At 44.2% G+C, this 16948-nt stretch carries 15 protein-coding genes and 1 pseudogene; 2 read left to right on the forward strand and 14 right to left on the reverse strand.

Annotated features, from left to right (window positions below):
• Positions 1-65 precede the first annotated feature (65 nt).
• The 13 genes and pseudogenes from A3766_RS16615 to A3766_RS16675 form a co-directional block, all read right to left on the reverse strand.
• Entirely contained in the window at positions 66-1058 is a 993-nt protein-coding gene (locus A3766_RS16615) for a PilW family protein (RefSeq protein ID WP_068512261.1), read from the reverse strand.
• Positions 1055-1333: a hypothetical protein gene (locus A3766_RS16620; protein ID WP_231872180.1), complete on the reverse strand. Its 279-nt coding sequence runs from the start codon at positions 1331-1333 to the stop codon at positions 1055-1057. The genes A3766_RS16615 and A3766_RS16620 overlap by 4 nt, the downstream gene beginning before the upstream one ends.
• Before the next feature lie 12 nt (positions 1334-1345).
• Positions 1346-1486: pseudogene (locus A3766_RS32705) on the reverse strand (prepilin-type N-terminal cleavage/methylation domain-containing protein); the annotation flags it as partial.
• A gap of 95 nt (positions 1487-1581) precedes the next feature.
• On the reverse strand, positions 1582-2532 hold the full coding sequence (gene ispH, locus A3766_RS16625) for a 4-hydroxy-3-methylbut-2-enyl diphosphate reductase (protein ID WP_068642536.1): 951 nt from the start codon (positions 2530-2532) through the stop codon (positions 1582-1584).
• Positions 2533-2970, reverse strand: coding sequence for a peptidylprolyl isomerase (locus tag A3766_RS16630; RefSeq protein ID WP_197470190.1), 438 nt, complete (start codon positions 2968-2970; stop codon positions 2533-2535).
• Between the two features lie 56 nt (positions 2971-3026).
• Positions 3027-3554 carry a signal peptidase II gene (gene lspA / locus A3766_RS16635; RefSeq protein WP_068512315.1) on the reverse strand — a complete coding sequence of 176 codons (528 nt, stop codon included), beginning with the start codon at positions 3552-3554 and terminating at the stop codon, positions 3027-3029.
• Positions 3555-3565: 11 nt separating this feature from the next.
• Entirely contained in the window at positions 3566-6400 is a 2835-nt protein-coding gene (ileS, locus tag A3766_RS16640) for an isoleucine--tRNA ligase (RefSeq protein ID WP_068512271.1), read from the reverse strand.
• Positions 6401-6485: 85 nt separating this feature from the next.
• On the reverse strand, positions 6486-7472 hold the full coding sequence (gene ribF / locus A3766_RS16645; protein WP_068512273.1) for a bifunctional riboflavin kinase/FAD synthetase: 987 nt from the start codon (positions 7470-7472) through the stop codon (positions 6486-6488).
• A 204-nt stretch (positions 7473-7676) separates the two neighbouring features.
• Positions 7677-7997 (reverse strand): hypothetical protein, encoded by a 321-nt coding sequence (locus A3766_RS16650; protein WP_068512276.1) that lies wholly within the window; start codon positions 7995-7997, stop codon positions 7677-7679.
• A gap of 182 nt (positions 7998-8179) precedes the next feature.
• Positions 8180-8779 carry a rhombosortase gene (rrtA, locus tag A3766_RS16655; protein WP_068509929.1) on the reverse strand — a complete coding sequence of 200 codons (600 nt, stop codon included), beginning with the start codon at positions 8777-8779 and terminating at the stop codon, positions 8180-8182.
• A gap of 14 nt (positions 8780-8793) precedes the next feature.
• On the reverse strand, positions 8794-9084 hold the full coding sequence (locus A3766_RS16660; RefSeq protein WP_156491851.1) for a hypothetical protein: 291 nt from the start codon (positions 9082-9084) through the stop codon (positions 8794-8796).
• Positions 9085-9145: 61 nt separating this feature from the next.
• Positions 9146-12700, reverse strand: a complete 3555-nt coding sequence (locus A3766_RS16665) for a trypsin-like serine protease (RefSeq protein ID WP_068642538.1) — start codon at positions 12698-12700, stop codon at positions 9146-9148.
• Positions 12701-12985: 285 nt separating this feature from the next.
• The gene (locus A3766_RS16675) at positions 12986-13519 is read right to left on the reverse strand and encodes a DUF411 domain-containing protein (protein WP_068512285.1); all 534 of its coding nucleotides are present in this window, start codon (positions 13517-13519) and stop codon (positions 12986-12988) included.
• Between the two features lie 85 nt (positions 13520-13604).
• On the opposite strand from A3766_RS16675, the gene A3766_RS16680 reads away from it, so the two are divergent.
• Positions 13605-14519, forward strand: coding sequence for a haloalkane dehalogenase (locus A3766_RS16680; protein WP_068512287.1), 915 nt, complete (start codon positions 13605-13607; stop codon positions 14517-14519).
• A 203-nt stretch (positions 14520-14722) separates the two neighbouring features.
• Here the strand turns inward: A3766_RS16680 and A3766_RS16685 are convergent, their stop codons facing one another.
• Entirely contained in the window at positions 14723-16174 is a 1452-nt protein-coding gene (locus tag A3766_RS16685; RefSeq protein WP_068642540.1) for a hybrid sensor histidine kinase/response regulator, read from the reverse strand.
• Between the two features lie 185 nt (positions 16175-16359).
• Between A3766_RS16685 and A3766_RS16690 the strand changes: the two genes are divergently transcribed.
• Positions 16360-16935 (forward strand): hypothetical protein, encoded by a 576-nt coding sequence (locus tag A3766_RS16690; RefSeq protein WP_068512296.1) that lies wholly within the window; start codon positions 16360-16362, stop codon positions 16933-16935.
• Positions 16936-16948 lie beyond the last annotated feature (13 nt).

Consider the following 16948-nt stretch of genomic DNA (forward strand, 5'->3'; position numbering starts at 1 on the left):
TCTTATTGGATATGTCTTTGATTTTAGGTGCATATTGCCTCCTTGCTCATCACCGCTGTTATTAACTAAGTATTCTTCAAACTAAATTCTGACTGAAACTTTTTGAATTTATACCTCCGTTCATGCTCTTCTGGCTCGAACTCAAAACCTGTACCCAGTTTGAATTCTCTTTCCGGATTCTCATTCGAACTTGCCGATAGCTTGCTTTTGAATAAAGCGAAAACACGTACCGACAATACATCATTCCAGCTGAAAACGTTATCGGCAGTAAGATAGCGCTCCACCTTGCCATCACCACTTAGATCGAGCCCATATTCAAATTGCATTTGCGCCACACCATTAACCAAGCGCTGTTTGATAAAGCGGTTGCCGATCAGGGTATAACGACTTAAGCCGATACCTGAGACATCACAAAGCTCTTCATCTTTGCAATACTCCAGATAGTACATATCGATACTCAACAAGCTATTAACAACAAAAGCTGAGGGTGGCACTTGTTGCCGCGCTTTAGCCATATCTTTGCCCTGGAAAACAATCCCCCCTGTTTCAGGGCTTCCTCGAACAATAAAGCGTTTTTTATAGTACTTATTACCTAACTTTTCTTCAGGAACCGGGTCATTCACCGATGCGCGACGAACAAGTAGTACATCGCTATGAGGTACATAATCTTTGCTCAAGCAATCACTGGGTAATGCAGGAATATCATTTGCATTTTCTCGCCCGTCAAAGCCTTGCAAGCCTTGTTCAATATTGAGCACCCAAGCACTGTTGCAGTTGCCCGGAAAAGCACTAAGTTGCTTCGATATCAGCGTTAATTCTCGGGAATCAACTCCACCCCAGAATCCAGCCATATTGATAGAGTCCTGCAAGACGGAAAAGCTCAATTGGGCACTATCCAGCATTTCATTTGCTCCAGTAACCCGGCTTGAAGCATCACGCGCAATTTTGAATACTTCAAATAAAGCCAGACTCAAAATTGAGCTCAGCGCCAAAGCGATCAACAACTCTATCAAGCTAAGACCTTTATGATATTCCAACTGATTGAGATGCCCCTTCATAGGCTTACACTCGACACTAGCTGAGATCTCCGATTACCCTGCTGCCGGGCGTGGTCTTCACTAGAATTCCAGCTTAAGGTCACTCGATAGTTTGAAGCACTAGATTCGATTAGCGCCAAACCTGAAGGTAAGCTTTCAGACACTTGTTGAGTCCAAAATTCAGCCCCCTGAGTTGAACCGCTTGCTTGAAGCTGATTTGAAATAGCACTCGCCAACAAACTAGCGCTAAAGTACTGCTGAGCATCGAGTGCCATCCTCATGCTGGTAATTTGCATTGAGGCGAGTCCTAAAATTCCGACACTAAAAATAAGCAAGCTGATGAGAAGTTCAATCAGAGAAAAACCTGACTGAGCAGCCTTTAAAGAAGCTATATTTGGCGCACGCGAGCACGTACTTAACTTACATGAAGTCTTTAACATCAGCATCATATCCTTTGATCGCTGGTTAATTGTGATAAAGCGCTTATCCTTTGCGCTTGACTTATATGCTAACCAATTCGATTCTGGCTAGCAAATAATAAACTCTAAATATTTTCTGCGGGTATTCTTAGAGCTTTCGGCATGCTGAAAACGATATTTTCTTCACGGCCATCAGCTTCTTCAACTTCTTTAGCCCCCAACTCTACCAAACGATCGACAACTTTCTGCACGAGAACTTCGGGTGCAGACGCACCAGCCGTAACGGAAATTGCGTTTGCCGACTGCAACCATTCCGGTTGAATCTGTGAGTGATCATCAATCAAATAAGCAGGCGTTCCCATACGTTCAGCCAGCTCACGTAAGCGATTAGAGTTTGAACTGTTAGGTGAACCAACAACCAGCATCAAGTCAGTTGAGTCTGCCAAGCCCTTTACAGCATCCTGCCGGTTTTGAGTGGCATAGCAAATATCATCTTTACGCGGCCCCTGAATATTGGGGAACTTTCTACGCAAGGCGTCAATCACTTTCGCGGCATCATCGACAGATAGCGTTGTTTGCGTGACATAAGCCAAAGCATCCGGCTTTTCTACAACTAAGCTTTCCACATCCTGTTCATCTTCCACTAAATAAATTTTGCCACCTGAAGAAGAGTCATACTGCCCCATCGTTCCTTCAACTTCAGGGTGTCCTTCGTGACCAATCAACACACATTCCATACCATCGCGACTGTATTTGATCACCTCGATATGGACTTTAGTTACCAGTGGACAGGTCGCGTCGAAGACATTCAAATCACGCTCTTTTGCTTCGGCTTGAACCGCCTTGGATACGCCATGAGCACTGAAGATAACCAAGGAATCATCCGGTACTTCTTCCAGCTCATCGACAAAAATGGCACCACGTTGCTTTAAGTCATCGACCACAAAGCGGTTATGGACCACTTCGTGGCGCACATAGACGGGGGCACCAAAGACTTCGAGTGCACGATTAACAATCTCAATAGCACGATCAACACCCGCGCAAAAGCCACGAGGGTTCGCCAGTTTAATCTTCATTTACAAGGCCTCAACCGAGACAACTTGAACCTTAAACGACAAGGTCTGGCCCGCTAAAGGGTGGTTAAAATCAATGGTCACTTCATTTTCATCAAAGGCTTTAACCACGCCAGGCAACTCAGACTGGTTTGCGTCGGCAAAGGAGATCATTAAGCCTTCAGCTAATTCCATATCTTCCGGGAAGTCTGCTCGCTTCATGACTTGCTGATTGTTTGGGTTAGGCATGCCAAAAGCTTTCTCTGGTGGAACCTGCCATTCTCCTTCTTCGCCTTCACTCATCCCGTCTAAGAAGGATAAAAAACCATCGGGTAATTGACCATCACCATACTCAAAGCGTGCTGGGTTCTTATCAAAGGTAGAATCGATCACTGCGCCATCTTCCATACTTAACGAGAAGTGCAATGTAACCAGAGTATTTTCACCGACAACTAAAGACAAATTTTGTACCACTCAAATAACAAAGTGAGAGCCTGTGCTCTCACAAATACAAGGGACTATAAACCATCCTCAGAGTCTGGTTTATTGCCACGAAAAACATCTATGACCATCATTGCAGCACCAATAGAAATCGCCGTATCAGCGATATTAAAGGCAGGGAAATGATAGTTATTCCAATAGAAATGAAGAAAGTCGACAACATAACCTAAGGTCATACGGTCATATAAATTCCCTATCGCACCGCCTAATATCAAGGCGACCGAGCAGGCAACCCAAGGCTCTTCTCGTAAACCTCTTAGCCAGACAACTAACGCGGCACTGACACCGGTTGCCAAGATGACAAAGAACCAACGCTGCCAGCCTGACTCCGTTGCCAGAAAGCTAAACGCTGCACCGGTATTATGTAATAAGGTAAAGTTAAAAAAGCCATCAATCACCGGTACAGGTACCGCATACTCAAGATTCGTACTGGCATAAAATTTAGTGAGCAGGTCGACAACAATAATGACGGTGCTCAGTGATAGCCAGCGCAGCACATGGGCAAACAAGCTCACCTGCGCTGAATCATTCGCTGTATTGGTCATGTTTGCTTGGCTCATGCGAACTGTCGCTGTTCGCCAGCGCCATCAACATTATCAATACAACGGCCACATAAATCTTTATGCGTTTCATGCTGACCAACATCTTCACGGTGATGCCAGCAACGCTCACACTTCTGGTGTTCAGATGCTTTAACATTGATCAGTAAGCCTTCCATTTCGCTTGGTAGCGCACCTTCAGCAGCCGATAGTTCGCCAACTGTCGCCTCAGAGGTGATCAAGACAAAACGTAGCTCATCGCCCAAGGACTTAAGCACTTCGTACAAACCGCCTTCACAATACAAGCTCACTTCTGTTCCAAGAGAACCTTTGATCTTGCCCGCATTACGCTCTTCTTCGATACGCTTATTCACAGCCGTTTTCGCTTCTAGCACCGTTGCCCAGAACTCAGAACCTTGCTGGCTATCTGCATCCATCGCAAACAAACCTTCGTACCAGGAACAAAGCATTACGCTTGATGCACGTTCTTCACCCTTAGGCTTAGGCATAACCGCCCAGATTTCGTCTGCAGTAAAGCTTAGAACTGGCGCAATCCAGCGAGTCATCGCTTCAAGAATATGGTACATCGCTGTTTGGCATGAACGACGAGCTAGACTATCTGCCTGAGTGGTGTACTGTCGATCTTTGATGATATCCAGATAGAAACCACCTAAATCAACGCCGCAGAAGTGAACAATTTTCTGTGAAACACTAAGAAAACTATACTCGTCATAAGCTTCTTGCAATTCAGTTTGAAGCTCTAAGGCTTTATCAACCGCCCAACGATCTAGTGACATCATCTCTTCAGGCGCTACCAAGTCCTTCTCTGGCTCAAAACCATTGATATTAGACAACAGGAAGCGCGCAGTATTTCGAATACGACGATAAGATTCGGCAGCTCGCTTGAGGATCTCGTCAGAAACCGTCATTTCACCACTATAGTCTGTTGCCGCTACCCAGAAACGCAAGATATCAGCCCCTAGCTTGTTCATCACTTCTTGTGGCGAAACAACGTTACCCAAAGACTTGGACATCTTCTTGCCTTCACCATCAACGGTGAAGCCGTGTGTTAACACCTGCTTATAAGGTGCTGCATTATTAATCGCGATACCCGTCTTCAAAGAGGACTGGAACCAACCACGGTGTTGATCCGAGCCTTCCAAGTATAAATCGGCAGGGTACTGACCTAGCTCTTCGCGCTGCTTTAATACCGCGGCATGCGTCACGCCCGAGTCAAACCAAACATCTAAAGTGTCGGTTACTTTTGTGTAATTCTCAGCGTCATCACCTAATAATTCGCTCGCATCCAATTCGAACCAGGCATCAATACCCTTCTGTTCAATTTTCTCAGCTACTTTAGCGATCAAATTTTGTGTATCAGGATGAAGCTCTTGTGTCTCGTTATGAACAAACAAAGTAATCGGAACACCCCAAGTACGCTGGCGAGAGATACACCAATCAGGGCTTTGCTCCAACATTGCTTCGATACGATTCTGACCCCATTCAGGTACCCACTGAACACCTTTCACCGCTTCCAATGCAGCTTCTTTCAAACCGTTCTGGGTCATACTGACAAACCATTGCGGCGTCGCACGATAAATCAGCGGAGTCTTGGTTCTCCAACAATGCGGATAGCTATGTGTGAAGACCTTTTTCTTAAGCAGTGCGCCTTGGCTCTCTAGCTCTTCTAAAATCGCTGCATCAACCTTATAAACATGCTGGCCAGCAAACTTGTCGACATCAGAACGGAAAGTGCCACCGCCATCAACATAGTTGAGCGTGCCTAAACCGTACTTCTTACCTACATTGAAATCGTCTACACCATGATCGGGTGCTGTATGAACCGCACCGGTACCCGCGTCGGTAGTGACGTGGTCACCCAAAATAACGGGAACCTGACGATCTCGATAGAAAGGATGAATCAACGCTTGTTTCTCAAGCGCCTGGCCAATACAACGGCCTAAGACTTCAAAAGACTCCAAACCATAGCGCTCAGCATTATCATCAACTAAAGCATCAGCCATGATAAGTAGCTCAGTGCCATTACCCGCGTCAGCCTTAACCAAGGCATATTCTAATTCAGCGTTTAAAGATACCGCTTGGTTAGAAGGTAATGTCCATGGCGTGGTCGTCCAGATCACAACAGACATAGGCAAATCTTGCGCATCAACAGAGAAAGCCTCGTAAACAGCAGTCTGGTCGGCGACATTAAAACGAACATCGATCGCTGTTGACTGCTTATCCTGATATTCAACTTCTGCTTCAGCTAATGCAGAACCACCGACAACACTCCAGTAAACCGGCTTAAAGCCTTTCTGCAAGTGGCCGTTTTCAATAATTTGTCCCAAGGCTCTGACAATATCGGCTTCAAACTTAAAGTCCATGGTTAGGTAAGGCTTATCCCAGTCACCCAGAACACCTAGACGAATAAAGTCTTCTTTCTGGCCTGCAACCTGCTTAGCCGCGTAGTCACGACAGGCCTGACGAAACTCAGGGTAGTCTATTTTTACGCCGGCCTTGCCTTTTTTCTTTTCGACATTGTGTTCAATCGGTAAGCCGTGGCAGTCCCAACCCGGAATGTAAGGTGCGTCATAACCACTGATTGTTTTCGCTTTGACAATAATATCTTTAAGAATCTTGTTAACCGCGTGACCAATATGAATACTACCGTTTGCATACGGAGGGCCATCATGAAGAATAAACTTCTCTGCTCCCGCCCGGGCGGTTCTGATTTGTTGATACAAATCCATATCCTGCCACTGCTTTAACATGCCAGGCTCTCGCTGAGCCAGATTGCCACGCATTGGAAACTTGGTTTCGGGAAGGTTTAAAGTATGCTTGTAATCACTCATATTATTGTCACATCAGGTTGTCAATATTGTCCTTAGATCACTAAGGCACTCAATAATTTTTTATCAAGATCGCGTTTATATCTTTCTAGCTGGCCAATTTTTTAAAATATTCCTTGGCCTGCTTAACATCTTTATCTATCTGTTCTTTCAGAGCGTCAATACCATTAAAACGCTGCTCATCACGTACTTTCTGATGAAAAACAACTCGAACATTTCGGCCATATATATCTCGATCAAAGCCGAACAGGTGTACTTCTAGAGAAGGCAAGTAATTCCCAACGGTTGGTTTAACCCCAACATTCGCTACACCTTGATAAGGGGTATTATCCTCACCGTTCAAATAAAGGCTTACGACATAGACACCTGAAAATGGTACTTTCGTTCTCTTTAAGGCTACATTCGCTGTCGGAAACCCTAATTGGCGTCCAAGTTTCTGGCCGTGGATAACCTTACCCATGAAACTATAAGGGCGCCCTAAAGCATTCTCAGCAGCACTAAAATTACTCTTGGCCAACAATTCTCTAATCAGCGTACTACTAACTCTAAGAGGTGATTCTTCACACTCAACTGTCTGAGTACTTTCAACGCTAAAACCAAAGCGCTTTCCCGCCTCTTTCAAGAGCGCATAATCACCCGAGCGGTCGCCCCCAAACCTAAAGTCATCACCAATCACCAGGTGCTTAATACTCAGGTGATCCACCAAAACCTGCTGAATAAACTCTTCTGCACTAAGCTGACTCAAATGCGCATCAAATTTTAAGCAAAATACAAAGTCGATACCGTACTCGGATATCGCCTGATACTTCTCTCGAAAGCGCATTAAACGAACAGGCGCTTCATCGGCTTTAAAATACTCAAGAGGTTGAGGCTCGAAAATAATAACAACGGACCGTAAGTCTTGTGTTTTTGCCTCGGTAACTACTTGCTCTAGAATCGCTTGATGCCCAAGGTGCACACCATCAAAGTTGCCAATCGTTGCAACACATGCCGTATTAGGCGAACTTTTATTTGTGCTTAAGTGCTGACAAGCTGCTATCAGCCCGGGGTTATGCATCCCTCTTAATAATCGCATCGCCACAGCTTGTATAAGTTCCTAGTAAAAACATGCCACAAAATAGTCGCCGATTATACTTGCTCAGGAGGGGAAGATTCAATCAACTCAGACCACAGCTAGCTAATAGAAATGAAAAAAGCCACATTTCTTTGCAATCTAGGCAATTTACCGCCCGAATATTTAAGAAATGCAGCTTTCTATTTGCAGAATGAAAAGTAAGACTTATTCCCACCAACCTACTAGGTTCATATAAATTATTGTCGCTGGTGCAAGAATAAAGGTCAGAATACCAACGGTCTCATCGGTTGACTCTTCGTTATTCTCATTCACGCGAATACCGTTTTCCTTACCAGAAGTGTAATACTTACGCCCCTCACGGTAGGTAAAATATTTATCAGGATCTTCCATCTGATAGTTCCCTTCATTTTGGTAAGCAGGAACAAACTCGTCATCTTCTGCATAAGCCGACGCACTGGCAAATATCACCGAAAACAAAAAAGCTGACATCAACTTTACGACAACTGACTGTTTTAAACTTTTCATAAGACTCTCCTTCACTTTCACTCCCTACACCTAAACAAATTCAACGCAGATATCCTTCATTTACGTTTGTCCATTTATTGAGCAAATTTCAGTCAGACTATTAAATGATATCGAACACAAAAAATAAAGTGATTTAACAATCGATAACAATCTCAGTGTCTAAGTTGCGACACAGCTATCAATCAAATACGAAAAATTCTTAAGAAAATAACACTCAGCACACCAGCAAACACACCATAAACATGAACATCTGTCGCAACTGAACCACCAATTAGCTCTGCTACCTGCTCGCTAGCATCAGCAAAGTATTCGTAGACAACCTTAACCAATAAACCCAAAAACACTAGCACACGCAACCACAGTGGGTACAAGTGATCTTGATACAAAGCATAAACCAATAGACCGTATAAGCCTCCCGACAAGCCCACATAGACACTTAGACCCGGACTACAGAACCATATCATGACGCTAATAATAAGAAAGAAAGCGCAGAGCAAAGAAACAATACGCACCGCTCGCCCCAAGCCTGAAAAGGTAAACAACAAAACCCCAAGGAATAGAGCATTCAAACCGAGATGAAACCAACTCAGGTGATCAAAATGCCCCACCAGCAAGCGCCACCATTGCCCTTCAGCAATACGCTGCCGATCAAAGCTAAAATCAAACTGGCTATTTTCAAATAAAAAGGTGTCACTAAGCTCTATAGCAAACGAAGGAATAACAAATATGAGAAAAGTAATAGAAAGCTGCAATAAGTGCTTTCTAGAATCAGTATTTTCCATACCTAGAAGCAGACCTAAAGAGGTCTAAGGACAAGAGGGTTTAATAAATAAACCTGAACTTCTCTGGAATCCAGAGAAATGGGAAGTGAAAATGTTTTCCAAAAAGGCATTCGTCGACAAGAGTCTTTCTTCACCCTAAGCACAGACACGTCGCGCCCTTGCACTCTCATCCGAAAGTCTTCAGGCTTGGTGCAGCCATTGCTTTTTGCCTGGAAGGTGATCGCCTCGTTATCAAGAGACTGCAGCACTATCGGCTCCGGAACTTGATTTTCAGGGCCACCCGCTAACACACCCCCTGAAAGCATGAGCACACCAACAAACCGAACTAAAACCATACGTAACATCAATCTAACACTCAAATAAAGACTAAGGCGCAAGTTTTAAGAACCTACGACGATAAGTCAGCAATAGCAAACATAGACATATCAGTTGCCAAGCAATGGCGCCACCACTTGAATCAGACTTTTTATTGCTGTCACTTTCCTCTTGCTCTGCTTCAATTGCGGTAAAACTAATTGATGCAATTCGCGCATCGTCCCCCTCACCCAAACCAAGGCTAGCGCCTCGCTTTCTCGCCAACACCCACTCAACATAAGCGCCACCCTCAGGCAGCTCTATAACGACGTTCGAATAGCTACTTCCTACGACTAAATCTTGCTCAACACCGTCAACCACTTCAGTCGTTTGACGAACACCATCAATATAAACATCCAGATTCATCACATCAGAGCTTGATAGTAGCCAGTCAAAAGCAAGCGTTCCCGCCCGGGAAAAGCGTGAAGAGAAACGTGATATATCTTGCGTATCTGGCATTTCCACCGCTAACTCACTATCCCCCACATTTCGCCATGTACTCGCTGACTCAAGGATAAAATCAATACCACTTCCAGCTATTTCCATATCATTTTCCGGATATACTCTGGTAGATAAGCGATACCAATTAAATCCTTCATTTGTATATATTGCCGTCATTACAGCCGTTTTTTCACCATCCTGATCAAAGTCCAGCTTCAAATCCAACTCGCAGTTATCACCCAAATACAGCACGTCATTTGAACAACGATCACCGACAACCTGAAACCCGCTCACATCACCAGACCCAAATTGCATCCAGCTGATCTCAAAAGGCTGAACCAGATTACTAGTTAAATTCAAGGTATATTCATATGGAGACCCTACAGTCATTTCCCCCAGATATTGAGCATTCAACACAACATCAGACCACTCTTTAACTCCCTCAAAATCATCCAAATAAGAAGCTACACGAGTATAAACTCCCGGGTACTGTGCCTGCCCGCACCCTTCACCAAAGCTCGTAACACCAACCTGAACCCAGTCACGATTCTCATTCTGCCAAAGCAAAGGTCCACCACTATCTCCTTGGCAAGAGTCTAAACCACCAGCTAGAACACCCGCACATATCATGTCGTCAGTCACCTCATCACCAATCTCGGCATAATTATCCTGGCAAGTCTCATGATTCATTAGCGTTACATCTGCTTCTTGGAGAACATCCGGGTAAGTCGCGACACTATCGTCTGGGTCTATATCCCCCCAACCGATAACGCGCAAGGAATCACCTTCAGCAATTTTGCGCATATCTGCCTCTGTCGCCAACGGAAGCGTCGGCACATCACTCACAGCCTCAGCAAGCTGAAACAATAAATAATCGCCATTCTCAGCCTCATTATATTCTATGAGATTAACGGCTCGAGCATTACTCTGCTCTGGCAAATCATACCCAGACGAGTTACTCAAATCATACGCACCAATAACCGCAACAATGCTATCCAAAGCCTCCCCGGCGTAGCAGTGAGATGCCGTTAATACATAGTATTCATCCACCAAGGTTGCACCACAAAAGTGCTCACCAGTATATTTATTTTGTAATGACACCATCCAAGGGTAATCCCTAAACTCAGCGTCAACACCACCAATAATCCTATTTTCCGCGCGAGCCCAACCTGAAGAAACAACGAGCATTACAATCACCACACTCATGGCACGATAGGTTTTCGATATACCTGCAGCGTTTCGACGAAAGAAAAATAGCACTGCCAAAAACACTAGCGCTAGTGGGTGGAATGCTCCACCACTAGACTTTGAATTGCTAGGACTTGTATCCTCAGCTACATCTGGGTTATCTGCTGTAAAATTAACCGACTTCAAATACAAGGTCTTGCCTTCATCCCCTAATGAACTTTCACTCGTAGAACGCCAAAGTTCTCCCCTAGCCATGCGCCACTCAACAGTATTGACCTGATCTTCAGGTAACACGATAGTCTCACGACCATAAGCCTCAGCCGGCTTATATTCACTAAGCTCTTCACCATTTATCCACAATGAGACATCCATTACACTCGTATCATCTACTTTCCAGTCAAAGCTCAATTGGCCGCTACCATCAACCTTACCAATCAACATCGTTTGCTCATATAGGGTGTAGTCTGACACTAATTCGGAAACAATATCTCCCTGTAAATCCCACTCATTCTGCTTCTCTATAAAGAAAAACACTCCCTCACCCACACTTGAGCTAAAATCAGCTTCCCCTATCACATTACCACTCAACTCAAACGAGTAGCTTTCCTCTTTACCCTCAACCCCTATCATCAAGGTAGCAAACTTGATACCAGGCGAAAGGAAGTTCATCCGAATATGGACCTCGCAACTCTCCCCCGGAGCTAACTCAGAGCCCTGGCAATCAGGCAAAGCACTATCTTCCATGCTGGTAATCGATAGCTCGGAAGGTGTATATTTTACCGTTCCTACACCACATTCATTGGTTTCAATCTCATCAACTTGAAGCTCAACACTATCAATTACAAAGCTATCAGCAGCACTATTTGTAAAGCTTAAAGAAAACCCATTAACCTCTTTTATTCTGTATTTTAAAGACTCATCCGAGCCACCACTACATACAGGGTTCTCACCATCCTCCAATATACTTGAAGTAACATTTTCAGGCAGAGAAAGCTTGTCTGGGGTCAAATCAACAGGGTTTATAATATTGTCCACCCACTCTTTAAACGCTGAAACCCGGGTAAAAACATCTGGATAATCCAGACTTCCACAAACAGAAGGAGCTATGCTTGCCACGCCGGCTTGAAACCATTCACCACCTGTTTGAAATAATAAAGGGCCGCCACTATCTTTTTCGCATAGACCTTGAAGCCCATCACCTGTCTCTTCGATATAACCTGCACAAATATGTTTACCGTCAATAGCATTACCATATATTGGTAAAAAGTCAGCTCCCAACGACGTTTCTAAATCGCCATTCAGGAAGGCTTTATTGCATTCGGTCTGGTTGAACAACGGTACATTCACTTCATGCAATACGCTTGGAAAGTCTTCGTTTATTGTGTCTTCACCGCCCCCACTAGAAATAAGATTGGGGTTGCCATCACGATCCCCCCATCCAACAATTGTTAGCAAATGACCTGCTTCGACACCTTTAAACATGGCTGAGCTAACTAATTCAAGAGGTGGATAAACACTCACATCAACCGCATCGGCCAACTCAAGCAACATCAAATCTCGACCTGACTCCACGCGACTAATCACCCCAATACGCCGCTCAGTTTCTTCAATTCGTGAGATATCATAATCTCCAACATAGACGGAAATTGCTTCAGCAGGCTCTTCATAGAAACAACGCGAAGCAGACATCACCCAACGTTCATGAATCAAGGTACCGCCACATTCATGCTCGCCAGTTGCCGAATTTCGGAGCGATACCATCCAAGGGTAATCACTCTCTACCTCAACTTCGTCGCCACCGACTATACGATTAGCTGAGAGAGCAGAGCTACTCGCAACACAAGCAAGCATGGCAAATAACATCACCCGAACAATACCGACATTGCGCCTAGCAACTAAAGCCTGACCACACATTGAAAGAAACATACCCTTAGCCATCCTGACCTCTATGGAACTCATAATCTTTATATATTGAACTGGACCTGTACTGCACAAGTAAAACGCTGAGAGATATAAAACAACTAAAATCATGCATCAGGAACACAGCAAAAAACTCCTCGAATTTTATCAGTCTTTTATAGCCAGCCCTATTGATTATAAAAACACTGTACAACTGCATTTAAATTTTGTGACGCTATAAACCTTTCTTATGGGAAGTTTCTACGAAATTTACCTTTTTCCAAAAACATTTACACAAGCTCTATAGATCAAGCCAGATCAAATCTAATCAAACTGCTGAGCATATGAGTCAATCGAAGCGTAAGGTTCAAGCACACCTTTTTGATTCATAGATAATATTTGATAAGGGTTAAACTTGTCTTGGTATTCCATACCCGGACTACCCAAGGGCATTGCAGGAACAATCAAACCAACTGAGCCAGCAGGTGGGTTTGATAAAAATTGTTTAATAAACTTCGCTGGAACATGTCCTTCGAACACGAAACCCTCTGACGACACAGCAGTATGACAGGAGCGAGCATTAGCAGGCAGCTGATAGAAATCTTTTATATGCGCCACCGAATCCTGGTTCACAACTATGGCCGACAAACCGCCCTGTTGAATATGATCCACCCACTCAGAACAACAAGAGCAACTCTTTGTTTTATAAACAGTCAAAGTTCTATCTGCTGCGCTCGATTCAGTACTAGACGAATCCTCTGATTGACCGCATGCACTCAAGATACCAAACGCCAGCATCATACTCAGTATCATAAAGCGCCGAACTAGCGAAACAGATCTCTCTCTATCTATTTGCATATCGCAATTACCTCACCCTTTTAATCTAGCTGCTATAGTTAAATTCTGAATAAAAAGATCGACCTATCAATAAAGGAATTCTTTCATGGTCAAATTTGTCCGTACGCCTGATGAACGCTTTAAAAACCTGCCGAACTATAGCTTTTCTGCTCACTATACCGACGTCGGTGGTTTGAGAATGCATTATATAGACGAAGGCCCGGGAAGTGCCGACCCAATACTCATGTTACATGGTGAACCCAGCTGGTCATACCTTTACCGCCACATGATCCCTATTTGCACTGCTGCGGGGCATCGAGTCATCGCTCCCGACTTAATTGGCTTTGGCAAGTCAGATAAGCCTGTCAATATTGAAGACTACTCCTATCAAAGCCATATGGACTGGCTCCTATCCTTAATCAACGCGCTTGATTTAAACAATATTACACTGGTCTGCCAAGACTGGGGTTCATTGCTCGGCCTTCGACTCGCGGCAGAAAATGAAGAGCGCTTCAAAGCAATTGTAGTCGGTAATGGCATGCTACCAACAGGTGAAGAAGACGTACCTTCCGCTTTTAAGATATGGAAAGCTTTTGCGCTTAATAGCCCCTGGTTCCCTATTGCAAAAATCGTAGAGATGGGGAGTTTTAAATCTTTTAGCAAAGACGAGCAGCGCGCTTACGATGCACCCTTTCCATCCAAGCAGTTCAAAGCAGGCACTCGGGCTTTTCCGGCTTTAGTACCAACAAGCCCGGACAACCCGGCAAGCAAAGCGAACAAGGCAGCGTGGGCGGTATTAGAAAAATGGCAAAAGCCTTTCGTTACCGCATTCAGCAATGGAGACCCTATAACACGAGGCGGTGATAAGTATATGCGTAAGAAGATTCCTGGTGCAAAGGGAATGAAACACGTAAAACTTAAAGGCGGCCACTTTCTTCAAGAAGATTCAGGAGCCGAATTTGCGCAAGTCGTCAATAACCTACTAACAGAGATAGATCATCATATAATCCCAGCCTCATAGAGAGTTTTTCTTAGGCAATAAAAAACCCGACTAAAAAGTCGGGTCAAAATCACAACAAATACTTCAAAGAAAAATAATGAAACCTATTCCGGGTCAGAGGGCCTGAATCACTTCCCCGTACTTCAATGTTTGTAGAATACGACATTAAAAACGTGATGTATGTATCACTTTTCTTTCATTATGTAACAATTGTTTTCAAGCTCTCAGTCATTCGCGCAAGGCAAGACCGCCTCAAAGATGCTCCCCACCTGAGCATTCGAACGGTATTTGATTTCACCCTTATGGAGTTTCATGATTCGCTGACAGATTGACAAGCCCAAGCCTGTACTTCGCTCTCCAGCTGTTGGCTTGGTTGATATATTGCAGAATGGCTTGAACAATAAGTGCTGCTCGGCCTTTGGTATTCCACCAGCCTCATCAATCACTTCGATACGCACCTTTTTATGATTACTCGATAAACGAACATCAATTTTCCCACCAACTGGCGAGTATTTAATTGCATTGGAAATCAGGTTATAGGCAACTTCTTTAATTCGCATGCTATCTGCTTCAACCCATACGGCTTCGACTGGCAATTCCAAGTTAAGTTTTTGCTGCTTATCATTCGCCAGGAGCTGGGCATCAGCAACAGCTTTATCCAATAGGGAACAAAGGTTTTCCCGATCTATATCGATTGAGATATTAGCATCCTCAATCGAACTCACATCAAGCAATCTATCCAGCAACTCCTCCATACTCTCTGCAGCTTCGATAACTAAACCCAGCAACATTTCCGGGTGCTCTCCGGATATTTCCCTTTTCAACATACTCGCAGCTGAAGATACAACACCCAAAGGGCCACGAATATCGTGAGCCGCCATACCAAGCAACTCATTCTTCTGCTGGTTCAAACTACTCAACTCAGAGAACTGATCCAGAAGCTGGGCATTGGCGTTGACTCGACTGCATACTTGCTCTTGCTGGAAAGGTTTTAATAGAAAGTCATTCCCACCATGCTTCATAAATTGCGCTATTTGGTCTGATGATCCCTTTCCTGACACACCAATAATAGCCATCTGACTCATATCAAAGCGTGAACGCAAAGCACCCAGCAACTCAAATCCATCCATGCCATTCATAATCAAGTCGACAAGAATAATTTTGTATTGATAACCCTGGTCGAGCAAATCCAGCGCCTTTTCAGCCGACCCCACAGAGGTAACACTAAAACACTGCTTCTCGAGCAATGCACTCATAAAATCTCTGGATGACGGTGCATCATCAACGACCAGAACCTCCATACTCCGATTGGCAGACATTCGATTAATCACCTGCACAACGTAACTGATATCCTGCTGCCCGTTCTTCAACACATAATCGGATACGCCCAAGGATAAAACCATCTCACGTAGATTTGGACTAAAGTTGCCGGTAAAAGCGATACATGGAATACTCTTTTCTGCCATTAGCTTTGCAGCAGCGCCATCACTTGCATCGGGCAGGTTCAAGTCTGTGATCGCAACAAATATTTCTTCTTGATGCAGCTCCACTAACTGAACCGCTTCAGAATAATTAAGCGCGACCAGCACTTGATAACTACCTTCTTGTCTCAGCGCCGCCTCTACACTCAATGCAAACGCTTTGCTATCCTCAACAATCAAAACAGTATTTTTCATCAAACAACCCAACAAGTGAATCTTAGTTCTATTCTATTCACCCTAAATTAAAAAAAGAGATCAAGAACAAGACCCCTTAATTACCTCCAGGTAATTATTAAGCACATAGCTATTTAATATAGTAGAGTTCGTATTGTTTTCACGATTAAAATACTCACAGAGCCATTAATTAAGCGATCTTTTATATGAATTTTCTAAAATTAGTCAGCGCCTTCTGCTTATTATTGCTGGCGACAGCCCATGCAAAAGACGCCATTGCGACCGATACGAAGCTATCAGAACAACTAATTTCATCTTGGATGAAGTCTCAAGACGCCCTGGAAGACTGGGGTAAGAAGCACCAAGCCCAACTGGAAGCAAAGACTAAGGATGAAACCGAAGTCGAAGATCCAAGTAAGATGACACCTGAAAGCATGATATCCCCCCTGAAAGCAGCGGGCTTATATTCAAGCGCCAATCAGCTTGTTCAGTCTCAAGGTTTCTCTAGTATCGATGAGTGGGCCGCGATCACCTTAAGAATTACCAAAGCGGCTGCCGCTATTGAATTTGAGGCGAACCCGGAAATGATGGACACCAGCCGACTTGAAGCCTTAAGGAATTCGAGTGACATCAGCCCGGAGCACAAACAAGTGTTAAGCAATGCTATTGAGAAAAACCAAGCCATGGTGAAACAGATACTGTCGAGCGCAAGCACTGCGGACAAAGAAGCGATCAAGCCCTTTTTGAACGATATCCTAAAAATGATGGAAGAACCTTATTAAACATATGGCCACC

This window comes from Oleiphilus sp. HI0132 (assembly GCF_001635845.1).